This window comes from Micromonospora sp. AMSO12t (assembly GCF_008806585.1).
GTDB classification, from domain to species: Bacteria; Actinomycetota; Actinomycetes; order Mycobacteriales; family Micromonosporaceae; genus Micromonospora; species Micromonospora reichwaldensis.
On record NZ_WAAS01000093.1, the window covers coordinates 1 to 22,753 of the forward strand.

24 protein-coding genes are annotated in these 22,753 nt (G+C 72.1%); 9 read left to right on the top strand and 15 right to left on the bottom strand.

Features of this window, described 5'->3' with window-relative positions:
* The 3 genes from F6X68_RS15925 to mshB form a co-directional block, all read right to left on the bottom strand.
* The coding region (locus tag F6X68_RS15925; RefSeq protein ID WP_151455016.1) for a hypothetical protein at positions 1-466 on the bottom strand (466 nt) is incomplete at its 3' end.
* Positions 467-544: 78 nt separating this feature from the next.
* Entirely contained in the window at positions 545-982 is a 438-nt protein-coding gene (locus F6X68_RS15930; protein WP_151455035.1) for a hypothetical protein, read from the bottom strand.
* A gap of 17 nt (positions 983-999) precedes the next feature.
* Entirely contained in the window at positions 1,000-1,926 is a 927-nt protein-coding gene (mshB, locus tag F6X68_RS15935) for an N-acetyl-1-D-myo-inositol-2-amino-2-deoxy-alpha-D-glucopyranoside deacetylase (RefSeq protein ID WP_151455017.1), read from the bottom strand.
* A gap of 87 nt (positions 1,927-2,013) precedes the next feature.
* On the opposite strand from mshB, the gene F6X68_RS15940 reads away from it, so the two are divergent.
* Positions 2,014-4,155 carry a prolyl oligopeptidase family serine peptidase gene (locus F6X68_RS15940; RefSeq protein WP_151455018.1) on the top strand — a complete coding sequence of 714 codons (2,142 nt, stop codon included), beginning with the start codon at positions 2,014-2,016 and terminating at the stop codon, positions 4,153-4,155.
* Between the two features lie 203 nt (positions 4,156-4,358).
* On the opposite strand, the gene F6X68_RS15945 is transcribed toward F6X68_RS15940, so the two are convergent.
* The 5 genes from F6X68_RS15945 to F6X68_RS15965 all read right to left on the bottom strand — a co-directional run bounded on the left by F6X68_RS15945 (position 4,359) and on the right by F6X68_RS15965 (position 10,470).
* Complete coding sequence (locus tag F6X68_RS15945) at positions 4,359-6,104, bottom strand: ABC transporter substrate-binding protein (RefSeq protein WP_151455019.1); 1,746 nt, start codon at positions 6,102-6,104, stop codon at positions 4,359-4,361.
* A 109-nt stretch (positions 6,105-6,213) separates the two neighbouring features.
* Positions 6,214-7,200 (bottom strand): ABC transporter permease, encoded by a 987-nt coding sequence (locus tag F6X68_RS15950; protein ID WP_151455020.1) that lies wholly within the window; start codon positions 7,198-7,200, stop codon positions 6,214-6,216.
* 12 nt (positions 7,201-7,212) lie between these two features.
* Positions 7,213-8,214, bottom strand: a complete 1,002-nt coding sequence (locus F6X68_RS15955; protein ID WP_151455021.1) for an ABC transporter permease — start codon at positions 8,212-8,214, stop codon at positions 7,213-7,215.
* On the bottom strand, positions 8,211-9,299 hold the full coding sequence (locus F6X68_RS15960) for an ABC transporter ATP-binding protein (RefSeq protein ID WP_151455022.1): 1,089 nt from the start codon (positions 9,297-9,299) through the stop codon (positions 8,211-8,213). The genes F6X68_RS15955 and F6X68_RS15960 overlap by 4 nt, the downstream gene beginning before the upstream one ends.
* 115 nt (positions 9,300-9,414) lie before the next feature.
* Positions 9,415-10,470 carry an ABC transporter ATP-binding protein gene (locus F6X68_RS15965; RefSeq protein ID WP_192581421.1) on the bottom strand — a complete coding sequence of 352 codons (1,056 nt, stop codon included), beginning with the start codon at positions 10,468-10,470 and terminating at the stop codon, positions 9,415-9,417.
* Between the two features lie 275 nt (positions 10,471-10,745).
* Here F6X68_RS15965 and F6X68_RS15970 point away from each other — a divergent pair, with 275 nt between their 5' ends.
* From F6X68_RS15970 to F6X68_RS15985, 4 genes are all read left to right on the top strand, one after another.
* Entirely contained in the window at positions 10,746-11,294 is a 549-nt protein-coding gene (locus F6X68_RS15970) for a Uma2 family endonuclease (protein ID WP_151455024.1), read from the top strand.
* A gap of 306 nt (positions 11,295-11,600) precedes the next feature.
* Positions 11,601-12,407, top strand: coding sequence for a hypothetical protein (locus tag F6X68_RS15975; protein ID WP_151455025.1), 807 nt, complete (start codon positions 11,601-11,603; stop codon positions 12,405-12,407).
* A gap of 12 nt (positions 12,408-12,419) precedes the next feature.
* Entirely contained in the window at positions 12,420-14,348 is a 1,929-nt protein-coding gene (locus tag F6X68_RS15980; protein ID WP_151455026.1) for a fumarate reductase/succinate dehydrogenase flavoprotein subunit, read from the top strand.
* A gap of 3 nt (positions 14,349-14,351) precedes the next feature.
* On the top strand, positions 14,352-15,449 hold the full coding sequence (locus F6X68_RS15985) for a succinate dehydrogenase/fumarate reductase iron-sulfur subunit (protein ID WP_151455027.1): 1,098 nt from the start codon (positions 14,352-14,354) through the stop codon (positions 15,447-15,449).
* A gap of 77 nt (positions 15,450-15,526) precedes the next feature.
* Here the strand turns inward: F6X68_RS15985 and F6X68_RS15990 are convergent, their stop codons facing one another.
* Positions 15,527-15,964, bottom strand: coding sequence for a (deoxy)nucleoside triphosphate pyrophosphohydrolase (locus F6X68_RS15990; protein ID WP_151455028.1), 438 nt, complete (start codon positions 15,962-15,964; stop codon positions 15,527-15,529).
* Positions 15,965-16,147: 183 nt separating this feature from the next.
* Between F6X68_RS15990 and F6X68_RS15995 the strand changes: the two genes are divergently transcribed.
* Complete coding sequence (locus F6X68_RS15995; protein ID WP_151455029.1) at positions 16,148-16,453, top strand: 4a-hydroxytetrahydrobiopterin dehydratase; 306 nt, start codon at positions 16,148-16,150, stop codon at positions 16,451-16,453.
* A 40-nt stretch (positions 16,454-16,493) separates the two neighbouring features.
* Here F6X68_RS15995 and F6X68_RS16000 read toward each other — a convergent pair whose 3' ends face one another.
* The gene (locus F6X68_RS16000) at positions 16,494-16,886 is read right to left on the bottom strand and encodes a VOC family protein (RefSeq protein WP_151455030.1); all 393 of its coding nucleotides are present in this window, start codon (positions 16,884-16,886) and stop codon (positions 16,494-16,496) included.
* Positions 16,883-17,245, bottom strand: a complete 363-nt coding sequence (locus tag F6X68_RS16005) for a DUF1801 domain-containing protein (protein ID WP_151455031.1) — start codon at positions 17,243-17,245, stop codon at positions 16,883-16,885. Before F6X68_RS16005 ends, F6X68_RS16000 begins: the two co-directional genes overlap by 4 nt.
* Before the next feature lie 86 nt (positions 17,246-17,331).
* On the opposite strand from F6X68_RS16005, the gene F6X68_RS16010 reads away from it, so the two are divergent.
* From F6X68_RS16010 to F6X68_RS16020, 3 genes are read left to right on the top strand one after another with little or no spacing between them, the layout of a single operon-like run.
* Positions 17,332-18,216: a LysR family transcriptional regulator gene (locus F6X68_RS16010; RefSeq protein ID WP_151455036.1), complete on the top strand. Its 885-nt coding sequence runs from the start codon at positions 17,332-17,334 to the stop codon at positions 18,214-18,216.
* Positions 18,217-18,249: 33 nt separating this feature from the next.
* Positions 18,250-18,987, top strand: a complete 738-nt coding sequence (locus F6X68_RS16015; protein WP_151455032.1) for a class I SAM-dependent methyltransferase — start codon at positions 18,250-18,252, stop codon at positions 18,985-18,987.
* Between the two features lie 34 nt (positions 18,988-19,021).
* Positions 19,022-19,384 (top strand): PH domain-containing protein, encoded by a 363-nt coding sequence (locus F6X68_RS16020; protein WP_088998502.1) that lies wholly within the window; start codon positions 19,022-19,024, stop codon positions 19,382-19,384.
* Here F6X68_RS16020 and F6X68_RS16025 read toward each other — a convergent pair.
* The 4 genes from F6X68_RS16025 to F6X68_RS33545 all read right to left on the bottom strand — a co-directional run.
* On the bottom strand, positions 19,377-20,612 hold the full coding sequence (locus F6X68_RS16025; RefSeq protein WP_151455033.1) for an RNA polymerase sigma factor: 1,236 nt from the start codon (positions 20,610-20,612) through the stop codon (positions 19,377-19,379). The genes F6X68_RS16020 and F6X68_RS16025 overlap by 8 nt on opposite strands.
* Entirely contained in the window at positions 20,605-20,940 is a 336-nt protein-coding gene (locus F6X68_RS16030; RefSeq protein WP_132231031.1) for a YciI family protein, read from the bottom strand. The genes F6X68_RS16025 and F6X68_RS16030 overlap by 8 nt, the downstream gene beginning before the upstream one ends.
* Before the next feature lie 76 nt (positions 20,941-21,016).
* Positions 21,017-21,271, bottom strand: coding sequence for a hypothetical protein (locus F6X68_RS16035; protein ID WP_151455034.1), 255 nt, complete (start codon positions 21,269-21,271; stop codon positions 21,017-21,019).
* Between the two features lie 467 nt (positions 21,272-21,738).
* A partial coding sequence (locus F6X68_RS33545; protein ID WP_192581420.1) for a hypothetical protein occupies positions 21,739-22,753 on the bottom strand: 1,015 nt, incomplete at its 5' end.

Here is a 22,753-nt window from a genome sequence, read left to right on the forward strand (position 1 = left end):
AGCGGCGGACTACTCGGCGGGGCTTGGTGGCCCTCAGTTCGGCGTAGCGCTTGAGGGACTGCGAGCGGTGGTCCAGGCCCAGCGCCGTGAGGAGCAGGTAGCCGAGCAGCACACCCACGCCGGCTGCCGCGAGGTAGAGCCAGATCTGGGCGAAGAAGGTGCCCGCACCCCCGCCGAACGGGTCGTTGCCGACCAGCAGCGGCCCGACCAGCACCGTCAGCAGCAGCGCGATGCCGACCGCGGCGGCCAGGTCCGCGCTCCAGGCCGAGACGGGGCGACGCCTGCCCCACACGAAGGCGACCGCCGCCAGGACCAGCCCGATCACCACGAACATCCCCAGCGACACCCGGTCGGCGGCGGCCGTGTCGTCGCCGTCGAAACCGAACCGGGTGACCAGCCGGGCGACCACGTTGACCGCGAACAGCGCGACCGCGAGAACCCCGATCGCGCGCCACCGCTCACTCATCGCACGCCTCCCGCCGTACCGCCCGCCGAAGCGGCGGGCCTCCTGGCAGGAATGTCTACCACCGGAACCTGTGCTCCGTCAGTCCCCCGACCGGACCGGTGGCGGTGCCAGGATCTGCCGGAAACCCATCACCGCGAAGGTCATCGCGCCGGCCACGATCATCGCCAGGCCGACCCAGTTGTCGCCGGTGACGAGCAGGTCCCCCTCCGCGGTGCGGACCGCCGCCACCGACATCAGGACGAACCAGGGCGTCGCGGGCAGCACCACGGCCCACCGGCGACCGACGGCCTCGTGCGCGAACCAGCTCAGCGCGATGTTCGCGGCGATCGCGACGAGCACCGAGACGCCGATCAGGTGCCCGCCGACCCGGAGCGTGGCCAGCAGCAGCTCCAGCACCGCGGTGAGCGTCCCGGCGAGGACGGCGACCAGTCCGCCGGCCACCCGCAGGGCGAGGTCGAGCAGCCGCCGGGACGGCCCGGACGGCGGCGGGACGGTCTCCTGCGGGGCGGTCGACATCGACGCGACGGGCAGGGTCACCGGTTACCGGCCGCCGAGACCGGGGACCGGTCCGGAGCGTCGGCGACGTCCAGCCCGGCGAAGAGGTCGTCCTCCCAGCCGTACGGGCCGCTGCCGGGTCCCCTCCCGCCCACCGCGAGGGTGTAGTACTCCACGCCCATGAACTCGCTGCCGAAGTTGCCGGCGATCGAGTAGAGCCAGGAGGCGTCGGGGATCTGGGTGGCGTGCGCGCGCATCGCCGCCTCCTTGGCGGCGTGCTGGTCCGTGGCGTCGATCCGGGCGGCGATCTGCGCGTCGGGGGTGCCGAAGGGCAGCTCCGAGATGTCCTGGATGCCGGCGAACGGGTTGTCCGCCGACTCGGCGAAGTGGGTCAGGCCGGCCTCCAGCACGCTGAGCGGCATCGCCGTCCAGTAGACCTTCGCCGGGGCGAAGCCCTCCGCGTCGGCCAGCTCGTACGCGCGCATCGCCACCCGGTGCGCCTGGATGTGGTCCGGGTGCCCGTAGAAGCCGTTGTCGTCGTACGTGACCATGACCTGCGGGCGTACCTCCCGCATGATCTCCACCAGGTGCCCGGCGGCCTCGTCGAGGTCGGCCTGCCAGAAGGCGCGGGGGTGCTCGTTGGTGGCGAGGCCCATCATGCCGGAGTCGCGGTAACGGCCGGCGCCGCCGAGGAAGCGGTGGTCGGTGACGCCGAGCGCGGCGCAGGCGGCGGTCAGCTCGGCGATCCGCCAACCGCCGAGCTGGTCGGCCTCGGCCGCGGCGAGCTGGGCGAGCGCCGGCACGTGGATCTCGCCCTCCTCGCCGAGGGTGCAGGTCACCAGGGTGACGTGAGCGCCGGCGGCGGCGTAGTGCGCCATCGTCGAGCCGGTGCCGATGGACTCGTCGTCGGGGTGCGCGTGGACCAGCAGGAGGCGGCGGTCAGGCAGCGTCGTCACGCCGGTCACTCTATCCGGCGGTTCTCCTCCGCCGACCCCGACGCGTCCGCGCAGGTCGGCCACATCACCCCCGGTCCCCGCTCTACGATCTGGACTGTGGACTTTCCGGAGCTGGCCGCCCGCACCCGCCGGTTCAGCCGCGGAGCGCCGCGGGCGGTCACCGTGGCCGACGACGGCTCCCGGGTGGTCTTCCTGCGCTCGGCCGGCCCGGAGGACCCGGCCGACGCGCTCTGGCAGCTCGACGTGGCGACCGGCGAGGAGCGGCTCGTCGCCGACCCGGCGGCGCTGCTCGGGGCCGACGCCGACGCCGGCGCGCTGAGCCCGGGCGAGCGCGCGCTGCGCGAGCGGCTGCGGCTGAGCGCCTCCGGCATCGGCTCCTACACGCTGGACGGCGCCGGCCGGGTGGCGGTCTTCGCGCTGGCCGGGCGGCTGTTCCGGGCCGACCTGGTGCACGGCGACGTGGTCGAGGTGGCCACCGTCGGCCCGGTGCTCGACCCCCGGCCCGATCCCACGGGGCAGCGCCTGGCGTACGTCACCGACGCCGCCGAGGGGGTCCGGCGGGGGCAGCTGCGGGTGGTCGAGCACGACGGCACGGACACCCTGCTGGCCGGCGAGGACTCCGGGGTGACCTGGGGGCTGGCCGAGCACATCGCGGCCGAGGAGTTCGACCGCTACCGCGGCTACTGGTGGGCGCCGGACGGTCGTGCGGTGCTGGCCGCCCGGGTGGACGAGTCCCGCGTGGAGCGCTGGCACCTGCACGACCCGGCCGACCCGGCGAGCCCGCCGACCACCGTCGCGTACCCCCGGGCGGGCACCGCGAACGCCGAGGTCAGCCTGCACCTGCTGGATCTCGACGACGGCTGGGTCGACGTGCACTGGGACCGGGAGACCTACCCGTACCTGACGGCCGTGCACTGGGCCGACGGGGGCCCGCTGATCACCGTGCTGCGCCGGTCCCAGCAGCACGGCCTGGTGCTCGCCGTGGACCCGCGCACCGGCGAGACCCAGGTGCACGCCGAACTGGCCGACCCGCGCTGGGTGGAGCCGATCCCGGGCACCCCGGCGCACCTGCCGGACGGCCGGGTGCTCGTCGGCGGCGAGCTCGCCCACGACGGGTACGACGCCCGCTGCCTCTTCGCCGACGGCACCCTGCTCACCCCGCCCTCGCTCTACGTGCGGCGGGTGGTGGGGCGGCTGCCCGGCGGCAGCGGCCCGGCCGACCTGCTGGTGGAGGCGAGCGACGGCGAGCCGAGCGAACGGCACCTGTTCCGGGTGCGCACCACCATCGGCGGCGGCGTGGACGCCCGCCGGATCACCACCGACCCGGGCTGGCACACCGCCGCCGTGGGCGGGGACGTGCTGGTGGTGGGCACCGCCTCGCTCGACCACGCGGGCGTCCGCTGGACGGTGCGCCGGGGCGAGCAGGAGGTGGCCGTGCTGCGCTCGCTCGCCGCCACCCCGCCGTACGCGCCGCTGCCGCTGCTGGAGCGGGTCACCGACCGGCGGCTGCCGACGGCCGTGCTCTACCCGGACAACTACGTCACCGGCCGGCGGCTGCCGGTGCTGCTGGACGTCTACGGCGGGCCGGGGCACCAGGAGGTGCTCGCGGCCCGCGCGGCGTGGCTGGAGCGGCAGTGGTGGGCCGACGCCGGCTTCGCGGTCGTCACCATCGACAACCGGGGTACGCCGGGGGTGGCCCCCTCCTTCGAGAAGGCGATCCACCGCCGGGTGGCCGACGTCGTCCTGCTCGACCAGGTGGACGCGCTCACCGCGTTGGCCGGCAAGCACCCCGACCTGGACCTGGAGCGGGTGGCGGTGCGGGGCTGGTCGTTCGGCGGCTGGCTGGCCGGGCTGGCGGTGCTGCGGCACCCGGAGCTGTTCCGGTGCGGCATCGTCGGAGCGCCGGTCACCGACTGGGCGCTGTACGACACGGCCTACACGGAGCGCTACCTGGGCCTGCCGGACGACGGCACGGACATCTACGCGCACCACTCGCTGGTGGAGTTGGCCGGCGAGCCCGTGCCGGCCGGGGAGGCGGCCCGGCCGCTGCTGCTGGTGCACGGCCTGGTCGACGACAACGTGGTGGCCGCGCACACGCTGCGGCTGTCGGCGGCGCTGCTGGCGACCGGCCGGCCGCACTCCGTGCTCCCGCTGACCGGGGCCACCCACATGGCCGCTGGCGGCATCGCCGAGCGCCTGCTCAGGCTGGAACTCGACTTCGTCCGCCGGCACCTCTAGCCGCGCCCCGGCGCGGCCGTCCCCGCCGCCGCGGGCCGCCCGGGTGGCGGGCCCGCCGAGCAGTCGCGGGTCGGCCGGGCGGTGGCGCCGCCGAGCGGTCGCGGGCAGCCCACCGACACGGCGACCCCCGGCCGACGACGTTGTCGACCGGGGGTCGGTCCGTGCGGTGTCACCGCTGGGGTGTCACCGCCTCACGGGCGTTGTCACTGCTTGACGTACGCGTCCACGAAGCTCGGCCAGCCGAAGATGCTGCCGATGAAGATGCCGCCGGCCTTCTCGCCGTGCGCGACGGAGACCACCTCGACGTAGAGCGGCACCGCCGGCGCCGTCTCCTTCATGAGCCGCTCGTCGATCTTGCTCCACTCGTCGGCCTGCTTGGCCGGGTCGAGCGCGAGGATCCGGTCGAACTCCGTGTTGAGCGCCTCGTTGTTGAGCTGCGAGGTGTTGCTGTTGCCCTCGGCCTTGATGCCACGGCCGTCGAAGAGCACCGGCAGGATCGACGCGCCGCTGGGCCAGTCGGCCGCCCACGAGTCGACCCAGATGTCGTACGGGTTGTCCTTCTTCTTCACCGTGTCGAGGTAGCCGTCCTCGGGGATCGTCTTAATCGTGACGGTGAAGCCGGCCTTCTCCAGCGCGTTCTTGATCTGGGTGGCCCGCTCCTGGGAGCTGGTCACGTCGGAGGTGAGCAGCACCAGGTTCTGCGTCTTGCCGGCGAGCAGCTCCTTGGCCTTCTCCGGGTTGCCGCCGTCGCCGGCCGGGTACGCGTCGAACTGCTTGTAGCCGAGCGTGGTGGGCGGCAGCAACGTGGTCATCGGCACGGCGCCGTAGGGGCCGCCGAGGTTCTTGGTGATGCTGGTGCGGTCGATCGCGTGGTTGATCGCCTGCCGCACCGACAGGTCGGTGACCCGGGCGGTGTTGATGCTCAGGCGGTACGCGTTCGGCGTGGCCGCGACGATCATCCGCTCCTTGAGCTTGGGGTCGCCGGTGACCTTGGCGAGCAGCTCCGACGGGACACCGCCGGTGGCGACCGCCGCGGCGTCGTTGCCGGTGCCGGCGAGCACCCGGTTGGTCTGGGCGGCCTGGTCCGCGCCCAGCGACCAGACGAACTTGTCCGGGTACTGGTGGCGCACGGCGTCGGTGGCCGGGTCCCAGTGCTCGTTGCGCTCGAGCACGATCTCGACGCCCGGGGTGTGCTTGGTGAACTTGTACGGGCCCGAGGAGAACGGCTGGTTGTCCAGGTTGACGCCGGTGTCCTTGTCGGCCGGCAGCGGCGCGGTGGCCGGCAGCGAAACGGCGAACGGCAGGTCACAGCGGGGCTTGTTGAACTCGAAGCGCAGGGTCTTCTCGTCGGGCGTGGTCAGCCCCGGCGGCAGCGAGGTCTTGTTGGCCTTGAAGTCCCACTTGGTGTCGTACTGCGGGCTGTCGACCAGCCACTCCTGGAGGTAGGTCGGGCCACCGGTGAGGTCCGGGTCGAAAGACCGGGCGATGCCGTACGCGATCTCCTTGCTGGTGATCGGCCGGCCGTCCTCGAACTTCACCCCCTGCTTGACCTTGAACTCCCAGACCTTGCAGTCGTTGTTGACGTTGGTGCCGGGGGTCTCGGCCAGGTCGCCGACCAGGGTGACGTTGCCCTTGCCGTCGTCCTTGAAGGTGGTGAGGAAGCGGGCGTAGAGCTGGCTTCCCATCAGGCCGGCGAACGAGTAGATCCGCTGGGGGTCCATGTGGGAGATCTTGTTCTCCCGCAGGATGTAGAACGTGCCGCCCTTGGCCGCGCCGGGCACCTCCGGCGCCGGGCCGAGAGAGTCCTTGGGGTCGGTCGCGATGGCACCGGTGCGCGGCTTGGTGGTGTCCACCCCGCCGGTGTCGTCACCGGTGTTCTCGCTGCACGCACCGAGGGAAACCATCAGTGCGATCGCACCGCCCAGGGCGGTGACGCGTCTTGCTCGCATACTCACTCCTCCGGATCGCCGATGAAGGAAAGCTTCGCCTAGCCTTCAATGACGGTAAATTTCGAGCAGATAACGGGGCTACAACGATCGGCACCCGGCACGCCTCGGGTCAGCCGAGGCGCACCCGGGGGTCGATGAACGCGTAGAGCAGGTCGACGAGCATGTTGGCGACGACCACGAACAGCGCGGCGATCAGCACCGTCCCCATGATGGTCGGCAGGTCACCCTGGCTGACCGCCTCCACCGCCGTACGCCCCAGCCCCTGGATGCCGAAGGTGGTCTCGGTGATCACCGTGCCGCCCAGCGCCGTGCCCACGTCGAGACCGGCGATGGTGACGATCGGCGTGATCGCCGCCCGCAGCGCGTGCTTGCCGTACACCTGCCGCTTCGGCATGCCCTTGGCCCGGGCGGTACGCACGTAGTCCTCGGAGAGCGTCTCCAGCATCTGGGCCCGGGACAGCCGGGCGTAGATCGCGGAGAAGAGCAGCGCCAGGGTGACCCAGGCCAGCACCAGTCCCCGCGCCCACTCCACGGGATTCTCGAACAGCGACGTGTACCGCGGCGTGGGCAGGATCCGCAGGGTGTAGACGAAGATCAGCAACAGGACCGCGCCGACGAAGTAGAGCTGGAGCGAGGCGAAGGTCAGGGTGAGGCCGATCGAGATCCGGTCCAGCAGCGAGCCGCGCCGCAGGGCCGAGACCATACCGAGCCCGACCCCGATGGCGAGCCACAGCACCGCCGCGGGCAGGACGATGCTCAACGTCACCGGCAGCACCCGGGCGAAGGTGTCGGTGACGGCCTCGCTGTTGACGTACGAGTAGCCGAGGCAGGGCGCCGCGCACTCGCCGCCCTGGGCGCTGCCCAGGTCACGGCCGACGAAGATGCCCTTCATGTAGTCGGCGTACTGCTGCACCTTCGGCTCGTTGAGCCCCAACTCCGTCCGCACCCGCTCCAGACGCTCGGCGTTGCAGTTCTTCGGGCACATGCCGGTCACCGGGTCGGCGGGCAGCGCGAAGAACAGCAGGAAGCTGACCACACTCACCGCGAACAGCACCGAGATCGCCAGCAGCACCCGCTTCACCAGGAAGCGCACCATGCGCAGTACCCCTTACCGTGACGACTTCGGGTCGAGCGCGTCACGCAACGCGTCGCCGAAGAGGTTGAACGCCAGCACGAGCGCGAAGATCGTGATGCCGGGGAAGAAGACGTAGGCCGGGTCGGTCTGCAGGTAGTCGATGCTCCGGTAGATCATCCGGCCGAAGCTGGGCACCGACTCGGGCAGCCCGACGCCGAGGAAGGACAGCGCCGCCTCGCTGGTCACGTACGACGGCACCAGCAGCGAGAACGACACCAGGATCGGGGCCCAGATGTTCGGCAGCAGCTGCCGGAAGAGCATGTGCCCCAGCCCCGCGCCGCTGGCCTTGGCCGCCTCCACGAACTCGCGTTCGCGCAGCGACACCACCTGGCCGCGTACCAGCCGCGCGGTGCTGGTCCAGCCGAACGCGGTGAAGACCACGATCAGCGTGGTGACCGCGAACCAGGTCGGCACCTCGTCGCGCGGGCCGTAGAAGCGCAGCGAGAACGTCGGCACCACGGCCAGCGCGAAGATCAGGAACGGCATCGCCAGCGCCACGTCGGTGATCCAGCTGATCACCGCGTCCACCACCCCGCCGAGGTAGCCGGCGAGGATCCCGAGGACCACGCCGATCGTGGTGGTGATCAGGGCCGCGCCGAGCGCGATCAGCAGCGAGGTGCGGATGCCGTAGATCATCCGCATGAAGATGTCCCGGCCCAGGCCGGGCTCCAGACCGAACCAGTGGTCGCCGCTGATCCCGCCGACGTATCCCAGCGGCATCCCCGTGCTGTCCAGCAGCTCGCCGAACTGCTCGTTCGGGGTCACCCCGTAGAGCCGCTGGACCAGGGGCGCGCCCACCGCCAGCAGCACGAAGAAGACCAGCACCACGCCGCTCACCAGGGCCGTACGGTCGCTGCGCAGCCGGCTGCGGACGAGCTGACCCGGCGAGCGGCCGACCAGCGTCTTCCCCTCGCCGGCGTCGCCGCCGGATTCGATCTCGGCCAGCGCCGTGCCCTCGACCGGGGACAAGCTCACTTCGCCACCTCCTCGGCGGTCGTGCCGACCCCGGCCGACCCGGGGTCCACCGGCCGCGCGTCGTCGCCGGCCGGTCCCGTGGTGGCGCCGACCGGCCCCGTCTCGGGGAAGTGGCAGGCGATGGCCTGGGCGCCGCCGTCGCGCGACACCAGCGCCGGCTCCTCGGTGGCGCACCGCTCCTGCGCCTTCCAGCACCGGGTGCGGAAGCGGCAACCCGACGGCGGGTCCAGCGGCGTCGGGACGTCCCCGGAGAGCCGGATCCGGCCCGCCGCGCCGAGCTGGGTGACGTCGGGGATGGCCGAGAGCAGGGCCCGGGTGTACGGGTGCTGCGGCCGTTCGTAGATGTCGTCCCGGTCGCCGATCTCGACGACCTTGCCGAGGTACATGACGGCGACCCGCTGGCAGAAGTGCCGCACCACGGCCAGGTCGTGGGCGATGAAGACGAACGCCAGACCGAGGTCGCGTTGCAGGTCGCGCAGCAGGTTGACCACCTGCGCCTGGATCGACACGTCCAGGGCGGAGACCGGCTCGTCGGCGACGATCAGCTTGGGTTGCAGGGCGAGCGCGCGGGCGATGCCGATGCGCTGCCGCTGGCCGCCGGAGAACTCGTGCGGGTAGCGGTTGTAGTGCTCCGGGTTCAGCCCGACCAGTTCCAGCAGCTCCTGGACCCGCTTCTTCACCCCGCCCGGCGGGGTGATCCCGTTGACCTGCAACGGCATCGCCACGATCCGGCCCACGGTGTGCCGGGGGTTCAGCGACGCGTACGGGTCCTGGAAGATGATCTGGAGGTCCTGCCGCAGCGCCCGCAGCTCGCGGCGGCCCGCGTGGGTGATGTCCCGCCCGGCGAACTCGATGCTGCCCGCCGTGGGCTCCAGCAGGCGCACCAGCATCCGACCGGTGGTCGTCTTGCCGCAGCCGGACTCGCCCACCAGACCGAGCGTCTCGCCCGGGCGCACGTCGAAGTCCAGCCCGTCCACGGCCCGGACCAGGCCGCTACGCCGCAGCCCGTTGCGCACCGGGAAGTGCTTGGCCAGCCCGCGCACCCGCAGCAGCGGCTCCACCGGCTCCTTGATCTCCACGTTCATCGGAGCCAACCTCCGTTCGCGACTGCGGGACTCCGCTGCGCTGCGTTCCTCGCGCTCACCGGGGCCCACCTTCCGTTCGCGACTGCGGGACTCCGCTGCGCTGCGTTCCTCGCGCTCACCGGGCCACTCCCACCTGGGCGATGTCCTCCGCGTACAGCCGGGTCCGGTCGTCGGCGGAGAGGTGGCAGGCCACCAGGTGGCCGGGCGCGCCCGCCGGGCGCAGCTCCGGGACCTCGGTGCGGGACCGGTCGCCGTTGCGGTCGGCGTAGCGGCAGCGCGGGTGGAAGGCGCAGCCGGACGGCAGGTTGATCAGGCTCGGCGGGTTGCCCTTGATCGGCACCAGGTCCGCGTCCGCGTCGCCGTGCAGCGAGGGCACGCTGGAGAGCAGACCCCAGGTGTACGGGTGCTGCGGCCGGCGGAGCACCTGCTCGACGCTGCCGTGCTCGACGGCCCGCCCGCCGTACATGACCAGCACCTCGTCCGCGACCTGGCTGACCACGCCCAGGTCGTGGGTGATCAGGATGATCGCGGAGTGGAACTCGGCCTGGAGGTCGGCCAGCAGGTCGAGGATCTGCGCCTGCACCGTCACGTCCAGGGCGGTGGTCGGCTCGTCGGCGATCAGCAGGTCCGGGTCGTTGACCAGCGCCATGGCGATCATCGCCCGCTGCCGCATGCCCCCGGAGAACTCGTGCGGGTACTGGTCGAAGCGGCGGGCCGGCTGCGGGATGCCGACCCGGCCCAGCATGTCCACCGCGCGCTGGCGGGCCTCGCGCCTGCCGGCCTTCGGGTGGTGCACCCGGTACGCCTCGGCGATCTGCCGGCCCACCGTGTAGTACGGGTGCAGCGCGGACAGCGGATCCTGGAAGATCATCGCCATGTCCCGGCCGCGCAGCCGGCGTACCTCCTCGTCCGGCAGGCCGACGAGCTGGCGGCCGCCGACGGAGATCTCCCCGGTGATGCTGGTCCGCTTGGCGCTGTGCAGCCCGAGGATGGCCAGCGAGGTGACGCTCTTGCCCGAACCGGACTCACCGACGATGCCGAGGGTGCGTCCCCGGGCCACCTCGAACGACACCCCGTCGACGGCGCGCACCACGCCGTCCTCGGTGTCGAACCGGACCCGCAGGTCGCTCACCCGCAGGTAGGGGTCCTGGCCGGAGCGCTGCTCCGGCACGTTGGGGCGGTCCGGTTTCCCGGACGGCGCCGACTCCGGCCTGTCCACGACCGCCTCCCTCAGCGACGAAGAGAACTTACAGGAAAGCACTGAGGGTGAAAATAAGCTACATAACCGGAGCTGTCAGCGGGCCACAGCGTAACGACTCTGCAACGGGCGTGAACAGCCCTCACCTCGGCATTCACCGGCGTTGACCTCACGCCCCCGGACAGCGGGTGCGACGATGGGCGCGGCAGTCCCGCAAGGATGTCCCCCGGCACGAGGTGGAGGTGACGATGACCGCGGCGGTGTTCGGCCACGACGGCCCGTGGAGTGAAGAGGAGTACCTCGCCCTCGACGAGACGCAGCAGCGCGTCGAACTCTTCGACGGGAGCCTTCACGTGACCCCAGCCCCCACGCCCCGCCACCAGAACATCTCCGGTGAGCTGCGGGCCGCCTTGCGAGGACCAACGCGGGAAGCCGGCCTCCGCGTCCTGGAAGCGGTGAACGTCCGGCTCCGGCCGGGGCGCATCCCCATCCCGGACCTCGTCGTCACGGCCCCGATCGACCTCGACGACCCCTGGATCGAGGCGGCCGACGTGAAGCTGGTCTGCGAGATCATCTCGCCGGGCAACGCGGCCACCGACAAGGTGCTCAAGATGCACTACTACGCGGCGGCCGGCATCGAGTGGTATCTCCTGGTGGAGCAGGAGACGCTGAGCGTGCACGTCTACCAGCGGCAGGGCGCCCACTACGTCGAGCGGTCGGTGACCAAGGCCGGCGAGACGCTGGAGCTGACCGAGCCGGTCCGGGCCACGATCCGGCCGGCGGACCTGCTCGCCTGACGGGCCACCCCCGCGGGACGCTTTTCGGGTGAGCCGCTCCGGTACGCCGGACAGGCGCCGGGTGAGGTTCTTAACATCCGGACATCGATCATCGTGCGGGGCTTTCCACCGGCCGGGACACACGGGACACTGCCTTGCGCGGACGGCTCGCGAAGATCGGCGTAACGTGTGTCACTTAGCTGCGCCGTATCACCGGCGCGGTCGTTGGTGTGCGCATGACGTGGCAAGCGGGTGCGGGTCTGCCGGTCCGCGTTGCCGACCGGAACTTGATCCGCCCGTGAGGGTCCTGTCAGGGAGACGACTCTAATGACATCAACGGCAACGAGGCCGCGGGGAGCGCGGGCGCGCGCCGCCATCGCGGCGAAGACGTTGCGAACCGACCGCTGGTGGCTCGCCCCGCTGATCACCGTGATCGGGCTCAGCGCGTGGGTGGCGTACGCGACGGTCCGGGTCTTCATGCACAAGTGGTACTGGGTCGAGGACTTCCACTACCTGACCCCGTTCTACTCGCCCTGCGTAACCGAGCGGTGCGTGGAGGGCGCCTCCCACTTCGGACGGTTCCTGCCCGGCTGGTGGATCATCCCGGACGCGGCGCTGACGCTGCCGTTCCTGCTGCTGTTCCGGCTCACCTGCTACTACTACCGCAAGGCCTACTACCGGTCGTTCTGGCTGTCGCCGCCCGCCTGCGCGGTCCCCGACGGGCACAAGTCCTACGGCGGCGAGACCCGGTTCCCGCTGCTGGGCCAGAACCTGCACCGCTACTTCTTCTACGCCGCCGCGATCATCTCGCTGATCAACACCTGGGACGCGGTCCTGGCCTTCCACTCCCCCAAGGGGTTCGGGTTCGGGCTGGGCAACATCGTCCTGCTCCTGAACGTGGTCATGCTGTGGGCGTACACGATCTCCTGCCACTCGTGCCGGCACATCATCGGCGGGCGGCTCAAGCACTTCTCCAAGCACCCGGTGCGCTACCGGGCCTGGAGCTTCGTCTCCGCCCTGAACGTCCGGCACATGCAGCTCGCCTGGATCACCCTCGGCACGCTGGCCCTGACGGACTTCTACGTCATGGCGGTCGCGGCCGGCTGGTTCAACGACCTGCGGTTCATCAACTAGAGGGCCCCTGACATGACCAACACAACGCGAATCGAACGACACCACTACGACGTCGTCGTGATCGGGGCCGGCGGCGCCGGCCTGCGCGCCGCGATCGAGGCCCGGCTCGCCGGCAAGAAGACCGCGATCATCTCCAAGTCGCTCTTCGGCAAGGCACACACGGTGATGGCCGAGGGCGGCGCCGCCGCCGCGATGGGGAACGTGAACAGCCGGGACAACTGGCAGGTGCACTTCCGCGACACGATGCGCGGCGGCAAGTTCCTCAACAACTTCCGGATGGCCGAGCTGCACGCGAAGGAGTCGCCGCAGCGGATCTGGGAGCTGGAGACGTACGGTGCGCTCTTCGACCGCACCAAGGACGGGAAGATCTCGCAGCGCAACTTCGGTGGCCACGAGTACCCCCGCCTGGCGCACGTCGGCGACCGGACCGGCCTGGAGCTGATCCGCACCCTCCAGCAGAAGATCGTGTCGCTCCAGCAGGAGGACAAGCGCGACCACGGCTCGTACGACGCCCGGATCAAGGTCTTCTCCGAGACCACGATCACCGAGCTGCTGCTCGACGGCGACCGGGTCGCCGGCGCGTTCGGCTACTACCGGGAGTCCGGCGAGTTCGTCCTCTTCGAGGCACCCGCGGTGGTGCTGGCGACCGGCGGCGTCGGCCGCTCCTACAAGGTCACCTCGAACTCCTGGGAGTACACGGGTGACGGGCACGCGCTCGCGCTGCGGGCCGGCGCGACGCTGATCAACATGGAGTTCCTCCAGTTCCACCCCACCGGCATGGTCTGGCCGCCCTCGGTGAAGGGCATCCTGGTCACCGAGTCGGTGCGCGGCGACGGCGGCGTGCTGAAGAACTCCGACGGCAAGCGGTTCATGTTCGACTACGTCCCCGACGTCTTCCGCAAGCAGTACGCGGAGACCGAGGAGGAGGCGGACCGCTGGTACACCGACCCGGACAACAACCGGCGCCCGCCGGAGCTGCTGCCGCGCGACGAGGTGGCCCGGGCGATCAACAGCGAGGTCAAGGCCGGGCGGGGCACGCCGGCGGGCGGCGTCTACCTGGACATCGCCTCCCGCAAGCCGGCGGAGGAGATCCGCCGCCGCCTGCCGTCGATGTACCACCAGTTCAAGGAGCTGGCCGACGTCGACATCACCAAGGAGCCGATGGAGGTCGGGCCGACCTGTCACTACGTGATGGGCGGTGTCGAGGTCGACCCGGACAGCGGGGCCGCGTTCGGCCACGTGCGGGGGCTCTTCGCCGCGGGCGAGGTGTCCGGCGGCATGCACGGCTCCAACCGGCTCGGCGGCAACTCCCTGTCCGACCTGCTGGTGTTCGGCAAGCGCGCGGGCGGCCACGCCGCCACGTACGCCGACAGCCTCCCCGCGCGCCCGAAGGTGGGCGTCGCCGCCGTGGAGGCCGCGGTGGAGACGGCCCTGGCCCCGTTGCAGCGGGACACCGGCGAGAGCCCGTACACCCTCCAGCAGGACCTCCAGGCGGTGATGGGCGACCTGGTCGGCATCATCCGGCGCGAGGGCGAGCTGGTCGACGCGCTGGGCAGGCTGGCGGAGCTGCGGGAGCGGGTGGCGAAGGTCAGCGCGAGCGGCGGCCGGCGCTACAACCCGGGCTGGCACCTGGCGCTCGACCTGCGCAACATGCTGGTGGTCTCGGAGTGCACCGCGAAGGCGGCGCTGGAGCGGCGCGAGTCGCGCGGCGGGCACACCCGGGAGGACCACCCGGCGATGGATCCGGCGTGGCGTCGGGTCAACCTGGTCTGCTCCCTCGACGGCGACGCGGTGCGCCTGGAGCGCAAGCCGCTGCCGAGGATGCGCCCGGAGCTGATCGGCCTCTTCGACCGCGCGGAGCTGGCCAAGTACCTCACGGACGAGGAACTCGCCGAGTTCGACGCCCAGGTCGCCGACGTCGAGACCGAGAAGGAGCGCTGACGCATGGGTAACCAGAACCCCCAGGGGCCCGGGAAGCCGGGCGCGAAGCGCCAGTTCCGCATCTGGCGCGGCGACGAGAACGGCGGCGACCTCCAGGACTACATGGTGGAGGTCAACGAGGGCGAGGTGGTCCTCGACGTCATCCACCGGCTCCAGGCGACCGACGCCCCCGACCTGGCCTGCCGCTGGAACTGCAAGGCCGGCAAGTGCGGCTCCTGCTCGATGGAGATCAACGGCAAGCCGCGGCTGAGCTGCATGACCCGGATGTCCACCTTCACGGAGGACGAGACGGTCACGGTCACCCCGCTGCGCACCTTCCCGGTGATCCGGGACCTGGTCACCGACGTCTCGTTCAACTACGAGAAGGCGCGGGAGACGCCGGCGTTCGCGCCGCCGGCCGACCTGGCGCCCGGCGAGTACCGGATGCAGCAGGTCGACGTGGAGCGCTCGCAGGAGTTCCGCAAGTGCATCGAGTGCTTCCTGTGCCAGAACGTCTGCCACGTGATCCGGGACCACGAGGAGAACAAGCAGGCGTTCTCGGGGCCGCGGTACTTCATCCGGGCGGCCGAGCTGGACATGCACCCGCTGGACGCGAAGAGCGACCGCAAGGAGTACGCGCAGGCCGAGCAGGGTCTCGGATTCTGCAACATCACCAAGTGCTGCACCGAGGTCTGCCCCGAGCACATCAAGATCACCGACAACGGGATCATCCCCATGAAGGAACGGGTCGTCGACCGCAGGTACGATCCCCTCGTGTGGCTTGGTAGCAAGATCTTCCGGAGGGGTCAGGTGCCTCAGACCATCGTGACCAGCGAACACGCCAGCGGCGCGGTCCGCGGCAGCGCCGCCCACGGGGGCGTGCACTCGCACGCGGGCGGCTCCCACGACCCGCGGGCCGAGGTGCAGGCGCAGCGCGGCGTCAACTGGGACCGCGAGGTGCCGAGGCCGACCGCGCCCGCCGTCGACGACCACGGCAGGCTGCCGCTGACGGAGCTCACGTTCGACCGGGCGGCGGCGCCGTCGCCGTTCGGCGACGACGTGACCTTCCCGCTGCCGCCGGAGCACCTGAACTTCGCCCACCCGGAGCAGGACAAGCACTGACGTGCGCTGACGACGACGGGGGCCGCGGCTGATGCCGCCGGCCCCCGTCCTCTTTCGGCTCGGATGTCCGCTTCCGCTCAGGCGGTCAGGATGGGCCGGAGGGCCGCGACGATGGGTGCGTCGGCCGGGAGCCAGGTGACGGTGTCCAACTCGTCGGCGGAGAGCCAGCGCAGCGCCGAGTGTTCGAGGGCCTGCGGCTGGTCGTCGTGCAGCAGGCGGGCCGCGTACACCTTGAGCACCGAGCGGCCGTGTGCCATCCGGACGTTGCGGCCCACCCGGTCGCCGATCTCCACGCGTACGGCCAACTCCTCGGCGCACTCGCGGGCGAGCGCGGCGGTCTCGCTCTCGCCCGGCTCCACCTTGCCGCCGGGAAACTCCCACATGCCCGCCACCTCGGGCGGGGCGGAGCGGGCGCAGGCGAGCACCCGGCCGTCCCTGATGATCGCCGCCCCGACGATCACCCTGAGGTCCCGTCGCTCGGCCTGCCCGCCGCCATTCGCCCGTTCGGTCCGCACGGGCGTCCAGCGTGCCAGATCAATCGGCGGTTTGGGTAGCGTGGCCGACCGTCAGGGCAGGAGAACCCGGAAGTGTGGGCGTGGACACACCCAGCATGCGAGGACAGACTAGAAGGCACCGACAAGACACGGGACGGCGACGATTTGGCCACAAGCCGGCAACGGCGCCTGGGAGGTGCGGTGATGCGCGCGCTGTTCAGCAGTCGATCCAAGCACGACTACCTCGACGACGCTCTCACCCTGCTCCCCGGCTGGATCCGCGAGGGTGAGCAGATCCGACGCACCCTCGTCATCGACGACTCGCAGCACGCCGCCCTCACCGAGCGGGTGAAGGTGGTCGCCGACGCGCTGCACCTGCGTCCGGAGATCAGCCGCCTGGCCGACCAGACCCGCATCCGGGTGGGACACGGCAACGCGCCGCTGACCGAGGGGGAGGTCCTGCTGGCCGCCCGCATCGAGGACGCCTACCGCGCGGTCACCCAGCCCTGACCCGGTTCCGCCCGGAGCCCCGGTCCGGGCCGTCGGCCGCTCAGGCGGCGTCCTGGGGATACCAGCGCAGCTCGACGGAGTTGCCGTCCGGATCCCGCACGTAGAGCGAGGTGGCGCTGCCCCGCGCGCCGAACCGACCCACCGGCCCCTCGATCACCGTGAAGGCACCCGACGCGACGACCTCCGCCCAGTCCAGCGGCTCCACCACCAGACAGAAGTGGTCGACGTTGGATTCGCCCCGGTCCCGGCGCACGAGGTCGATGATGGTCCCCGCGTCGACCCGTACCGAGGGGAACGGGACCGCGCCGGCCCGCCACTGGTCGACCCGCACCGGGGCCAGGCCGAGCAGCCCGCAGTAGAAGTCCAGCGCGCGCTCCACGTCGGTCACGTTGAGCACCAGGTGGTCGAAGCCCGTGACCCGTACCGCGCTCACCTGACCTCCAGAGCGTGGGCCTGGCGCAGCCAGTCGGTGAACAGGGCGGGGTCGACGTCGGCGAGGGTGCGCAGCTTGACGGAGGCCATCTGCCGGGCGCCGGCGACCAGCCGCCCCGAGGGGTCGGTGACCTCGGCGCCGCGCCACAGCCCGAAGGTGACGTACGCGCCGTACGCCTTCACGAGGCAGACGGGGCGCCGCCCCGGCCGGTCGCCGAGACCCCAGACCGGGTGTCCGTGCCACACCGCCCCGTTCGCGCCCGGCAGGGCCGACTCGATGACGGGGCGCAGCTTCTCGCCGATCTCCCGCAGCGGGGCGTCGAGATCGGCCAGGTAGTCGGTGACTGTCGTCGTTTCCATGCCCCTCACGATCCGCCGGCCGGCGACGTCGACCAAGACGCGATCGCACTACCATCGTTGAGCCGGATTCAACGATGGGGCGGGACGTGCTGGAACGACACGAGCTGGAGACCTTCCTGACCCTCGCCGAGGAGTTGCACTTCGGCCGGACGGCGGAGCGCCTGCGGGTGACCACCGGGCGGATCAGCCAGGTGGTCAAGAAGTTGGAACGCCGCGTCGGCGCCCCGCTCTTCACCCGTACCAGCCGGGTCGTCCAGCTCACCCCGATCGGGCGGCAACTCGCCGAGGACCTGGCGCCGCTGGTCGCCGGCATCGACGACGCCGTACGCCGGGCCGTCGACGCGGGACGGGGCGTGACCGGGCGGCTGCGGGTCGCCTTCCTCGGCGAGTGGACCGCCCCGACGCTGCTCAAGGCCGTCGCCCTGTTCTCGCAGCGCCACCCCGACTGCCAGGTCGAGGTGCGGGAGGTGCAGCTCTTCAACTCCCGGCAGAGCCTGCTCGACGGTTCCGTCGACGTCCTGATGGCCGCGTACCCCTTCGACGGGATGGCCTGCGGGCCGGCGCTGCTGGAGGAGCGACGGTTGCTCGCGGTGACCGCCGGGCACCCGTTGACCCGGGAGGCGTCGGTCTCCCTGGAGACGCTCGGCGACCACCCGGTGGTGCAGTACCCGGCCGTGACCTCGGCGGAGTTCAAGCGCGACCGCACCCCCGAGCAGACCCCGTCGGGGCGGCCGGTGCCGAAGGGGCCGGCGGGCAACACGTTCTCGGAGATGCTGACGCTGGTCGCGATGGGGCGGGGGGTGCTGCCGGTGGGCGAGCACACGCGCCGCTACTACCCGCGCCCCGACGTGGCGTACGTACCGATCCGGGACGCGCCACCGATCCGGCGGGGCCTGGTCTGGCGGGAGAGCAACGGCACGGCCCGGGTCCACGAGTTCGTGCGGGCCGCGACCGACGCGAACACGACCTGACGGGGCCCGCCCGGACTGGCATGATCGACGCCGATGAGGCACGGAGAGTTCCGCCATCCGCGGCTGGTCGAGGTCTACGACGCCGAGTGCCCCTGGTCGCGCGACGACGACTGGTTCCTCGCCGTCGTCGGCGAGACGCCCGGCGTACGGGTCATCGACCTGGGCTGCGGCACCGGGCGGCTCACCCTCGCCCTGGCCGAGGCCGGCCACACCGTCACCGGCGTCGACCCGGCCGGCGCGTCGCTGGACGCCGCCCGCGCCAAGCCGGGCGCCGAGCGGGTGACCTGGGTCGAGGGCACCTCGGCCGTACTGCCGGACCGGTCGTCCGACGTGGCGGTGCTGACCAGCCACGTCGCGCAGTTCCTCGTGGACGACGACGAGTGGGCGCGTACGCTCGCCGACCTGGCCCGGGCGCTGGTGCCCGGCGGCCGGCTGGCGTTCGACTCGCGCGACCCGGCGGACCGACGGTGGGAACGCTGGAACCCGGTCGACTCGCGGCGACGGATCACGCTGCCCGGCGGCGAGGTGGTCCGGGCGTGGACGGAGGTCCACACGGTGGCCGGCGGACGGGTCGACTTCACCCACCACTACCTCTTCGGCGACGGCGAGGAGTTGCTCAGCTCGGCCACCCTGCGTTTCCGCACCGAGGAGGAACTGCGCGGCTCGCTGCGGTCGGCCGGGTTCGCCGTGGACCGGATCCACGGCGGCTGGGGCGGGGAGCCGGTGGGCCGGGGTGACGGCGAGTTCCTCGTCCTCGCCCACCGGGGGTGATCTTCGGTTGGCGCGCGCGGCCTACCGTGGGGGCATGGCGAACGCGACGTACGACCGCAAGGAGCAGTTCCAGCAGATCCAGAGCGGCCTGCTCCACGGAGAACAGATCATCGCCGTCTACGACGCCGTCGGCACCGGCACCGGCTTCATCGGCCTGACCGACCGGCGCGTCATCATCCAGGACCGCTCCTTCGTCGGTAAGCGGTACGCCATCACCAGCATCCCGTACTCGAAGATCACCAGCGTCAGCGTGGTCAGCAACAAGTCGTGGGGCGGCTCGTTCTTCTCCACCGGGGCCATCGCGATCCACGTCGGCACGCACACCTACGAGGTGGAGTTCCGGGGCGCCGACAAGAGCCACCACGTGCACAACGTGATCCTGCACCACATCAGCTGAGCTGGTCGGCGCGCTCCAGCAGGGCGCGGCGCTCCGCCCCGCGGTGGGCGTCGGCGGCCCGCCGGAACAGCGCGGCGGCACGCTCGCGGTCGCCCTGCCGGGCGGTCAGCTCCGCCTCCGCGGCGACGGCGAGCGGGTAGCCGTCCAGCGCCCCGCCGGCCCGGGCGGCGGCCAGCAGCGCCAGCCCCGCCGCCGGCCCGTACGCGTAACCGTGCGCGACGGCGCGGTTCAGCTCGACCACCGGCGACGGCTGCCACCCGGCGAGCCGGTCGTACGCCTCGGCGATCGCGCCCCAGTCGGTGGCCTCGGCGGACGCGGCGGTGGCGTGGCAGGCGGCGATCCGGGCCTGGAGGGCGTACGGGCCGTCCGCCGGGACCCGCGCGAGGATGCCGACGCCCTCGGCGATCGCGGCGTGGTCCCAGCGGGCGCGGTCCTGCCGGTCGAGGGTGAGCAGGTTGCCGTCGCGGTCGCGGCGGGCGGCGCGCCGGGAGTGCTGGAGGAGGAAGAGGGCCAGCAGGGCGGCCACCTCGGGCTGGCCCGGCATCAGCCGGTCGAGCAGCCGGGCCAGGCGGATCGCCTCGTCGGCGAAGGCGGGCTCGCCGTCGGCGTCGTAGCCCCGGGTGAAGAGCAGGTACAGCACGGCGAGGACGCCGGGGAGCCGCTCCGCGAGCATCGGGCCGGTCGGCACCCGGTACGGGATGCCGGCGGCGGCGATCTTCGCCTTGGCCCGGGTGAGCCGCCGGGTCATGGTCGACTCGGTGACCAGGAAGGCCCGCGCGATGTCGGCGGTCGACACCCCGCAGACCGTACGCAGCGTCAGGGCGACCCGCGCCTCCAGCGCCAGGGCCGGGTGGCAGCAGGTGAAGACGAGCCGCAGCCGGTCGTCCACGATCTCCCCCTCCCCCGCCGTTCCCGGCTCGGGCTCCGCTCCGGTCAGCGTGAGGACTGCCAGCTCACGCAGCTTGCGCCGCTCGACCGAGGAGCGCCGGAGCACGTCGATCGCGCGGTTGCGGGCCGCCGTCATCAGCCAGCCGCCCGGGTTGGCGGGCACGCCCTCCACCGGCCATCGGGCCAGCGCGAGCGCCGACGCCTCTTGGGCGCAGTCCTCGGCCAGGGTCCAGTCGCCGGTGACCCGGATCAGCGTCGCGACGATCCGGGCGTACGACCCGGTGCTCGCGGTGGCGACGGCGTCGGCCACCGCGAGCCGGTCGGTGGGGCCGTCAGCCACCCAGGCTGACGATCGGACGTAGTTCGAGCCGGCCCTCGCGCGCCATCGGGTGGGCGCGCGCCACCTCGATCGCCTCGTCCAGGTCGGCGCACTCCAGCAGGTCGAAGCCCACGATGACCTCCTTCGTCTCGGCGAACGGGCCGTCGGAGACCAGCAACTCCCCGTTGCGGACGCGGACCGTGGTGGCCGCCGTCGTCTCCGCGAGGGCGTCGCCCGTCAGCCGCCGGCCCCGGGCGTCGTTCTCCGCCACCCACGCCTCGATGTCCGGCCAGTCGGCCCGGTCGGTGTCCGGCTCGCTGTCGGTGCAGACGAACATCAGGTATTTCATGTCGCTCCTCGATGTCGGGTACTCACCAGGGTGACGAACGGGCGACCCGGTTCCGGACGACTTGCGACCGGCGGTCTCAGAATCTCGCGGGGCGGCGGGTGCACGGACCGTCGTGGTCGGCCCGCAGCAGGCAGCGCCGGCCCTCGGGCAGCAGCGTGTCACAGAAGACCCGGTGCCGCAGGTGCTGCGCGTCCTCGGCGGAGACCGTGGTCTCGCCGGGGTCGGTCTGCGCGAGCACGCTCGCCCACCGCGCCACGACCCGAGCCAGGCGTACGGCGGAGAGCAGGTCCCTCGTGACCTCGTTGCTCCGGTCCGAGGGAGTGGTCAGCACGGTGCGGGGCCACGGCACCCACGTGCGGGAGACGCCAGCGCGCCGGCCGGTCGAAGTGCCTCCCGGCGCAACGGTGGTCGCACGGATGCCCACGGGCGAGGAGCGACGGAGCATGCAACTCGACGAGGGCGTGCCGGTGCTGGAGGTTCGCCACCGGGAGGGCACCACGGAGGTACTGGCCGGCGACCAGGTCAAACTGACCCGCCCCACCGACTGACCCACCACCCCCCCGACGCGCGGCCGCGCGTCCTGCCACGCCGGCCGGGACGTTCCGCAGCGCCGCGACGCCGAGCAGCGAGTGGAACACCACGTGCGTCAAAGCGCCTGTTTGACACCCATGGCGTTCCACTCGTCCCGGCGGCGTTGGGCTATCGGGGCAGTCGGCAACGTCGTGGGCGTTGGCTCGGGCACCGGCCGAACCCCGACCGGCACCTGGCGCCGCGGAGCCGGGTCGGTGGCGGCAGCGGTCACTGCTGGTCGAGGAGGAACGGTGTGTCAGGGCAGCTCAGGCAGACGAAGATGCGCAGCGCGCCGTGCCGGCCGACGACGACCCCGGTCGGCTCGTACGGGTCGTGGTCCGGCTCGCCGTCCGTCCGCGTCGGCTGCCACCGGCCGGTGCCCCGCTCCGAGGAGGCGACGACGAGGGCCAGCGTGGTGGGGCCGCCGCAGCAGGGGCACGGCGTCGGGCGCAGGTCGGTGAGGCTCCAGTCGGCGTAGCCGCCGACCTTCCAGCCGGGCGCCATGAGGGTGTCGACGTAGTTGTCGTCGTCGTACTCGCCCTCCTCGTCCTGCTCGTCGACCAGTGTCCGCAGGGCCTCCGGCAGTTCCTGCGGGTACGGGTACTCGACGACCTGCTCCGGGTGCAGCCGGCACGGCCGGGGCACGTACTCGTCGTTCCCGATCTCGCCGCGCGGCGGCTGGCCGAGGAGATCGGTCAGGTCCGCCTCCCGCCGCCAGCGCAGCTCCACCGTCGGCCCCCACGGGCCCTCGGCGTGCTCGAACGGGCACCACAACACCTGCAACAGGTCCGCCCCGCCGGGGCGCGGCAGGTCGGGGACGTCCTGCGCGCGCAGTTGCGCCAGTGGGACCATCGGGTTCGGCGCGGGGTGCGGTCGTGGCACGTACCGGTAGCCGACGACCGGGCCGCCATCGCGCGAGCCCCAGCCGGTGAAGCCCGGGCCGACCAGGGTGGCGATCTCCCGGTGCAGCTCGACCTCGCCCTCGGCCAGGACGTGCGACTGCGTGCGCCCGCGTTCCGCCGCCCGCATCCGCTCCACCAGGTCGGCCGGGACCGGCACCTCCTCGTGCACCATGTGCGGCGCCTCGCAGGTGGGCCAGGGCTCGTCGGCCGGCCAGAGCAGCGGCCCGCCGACGTGGCTCCCGGCGGCCGTGACCGCCCCGGGGCGCGGCAGGTCGGGGACGTCCTGCGCGCGCAGTTGCGCCAGCGGGACCATCGGGTTCGGCGCGGGGTGCGGTCGTGGC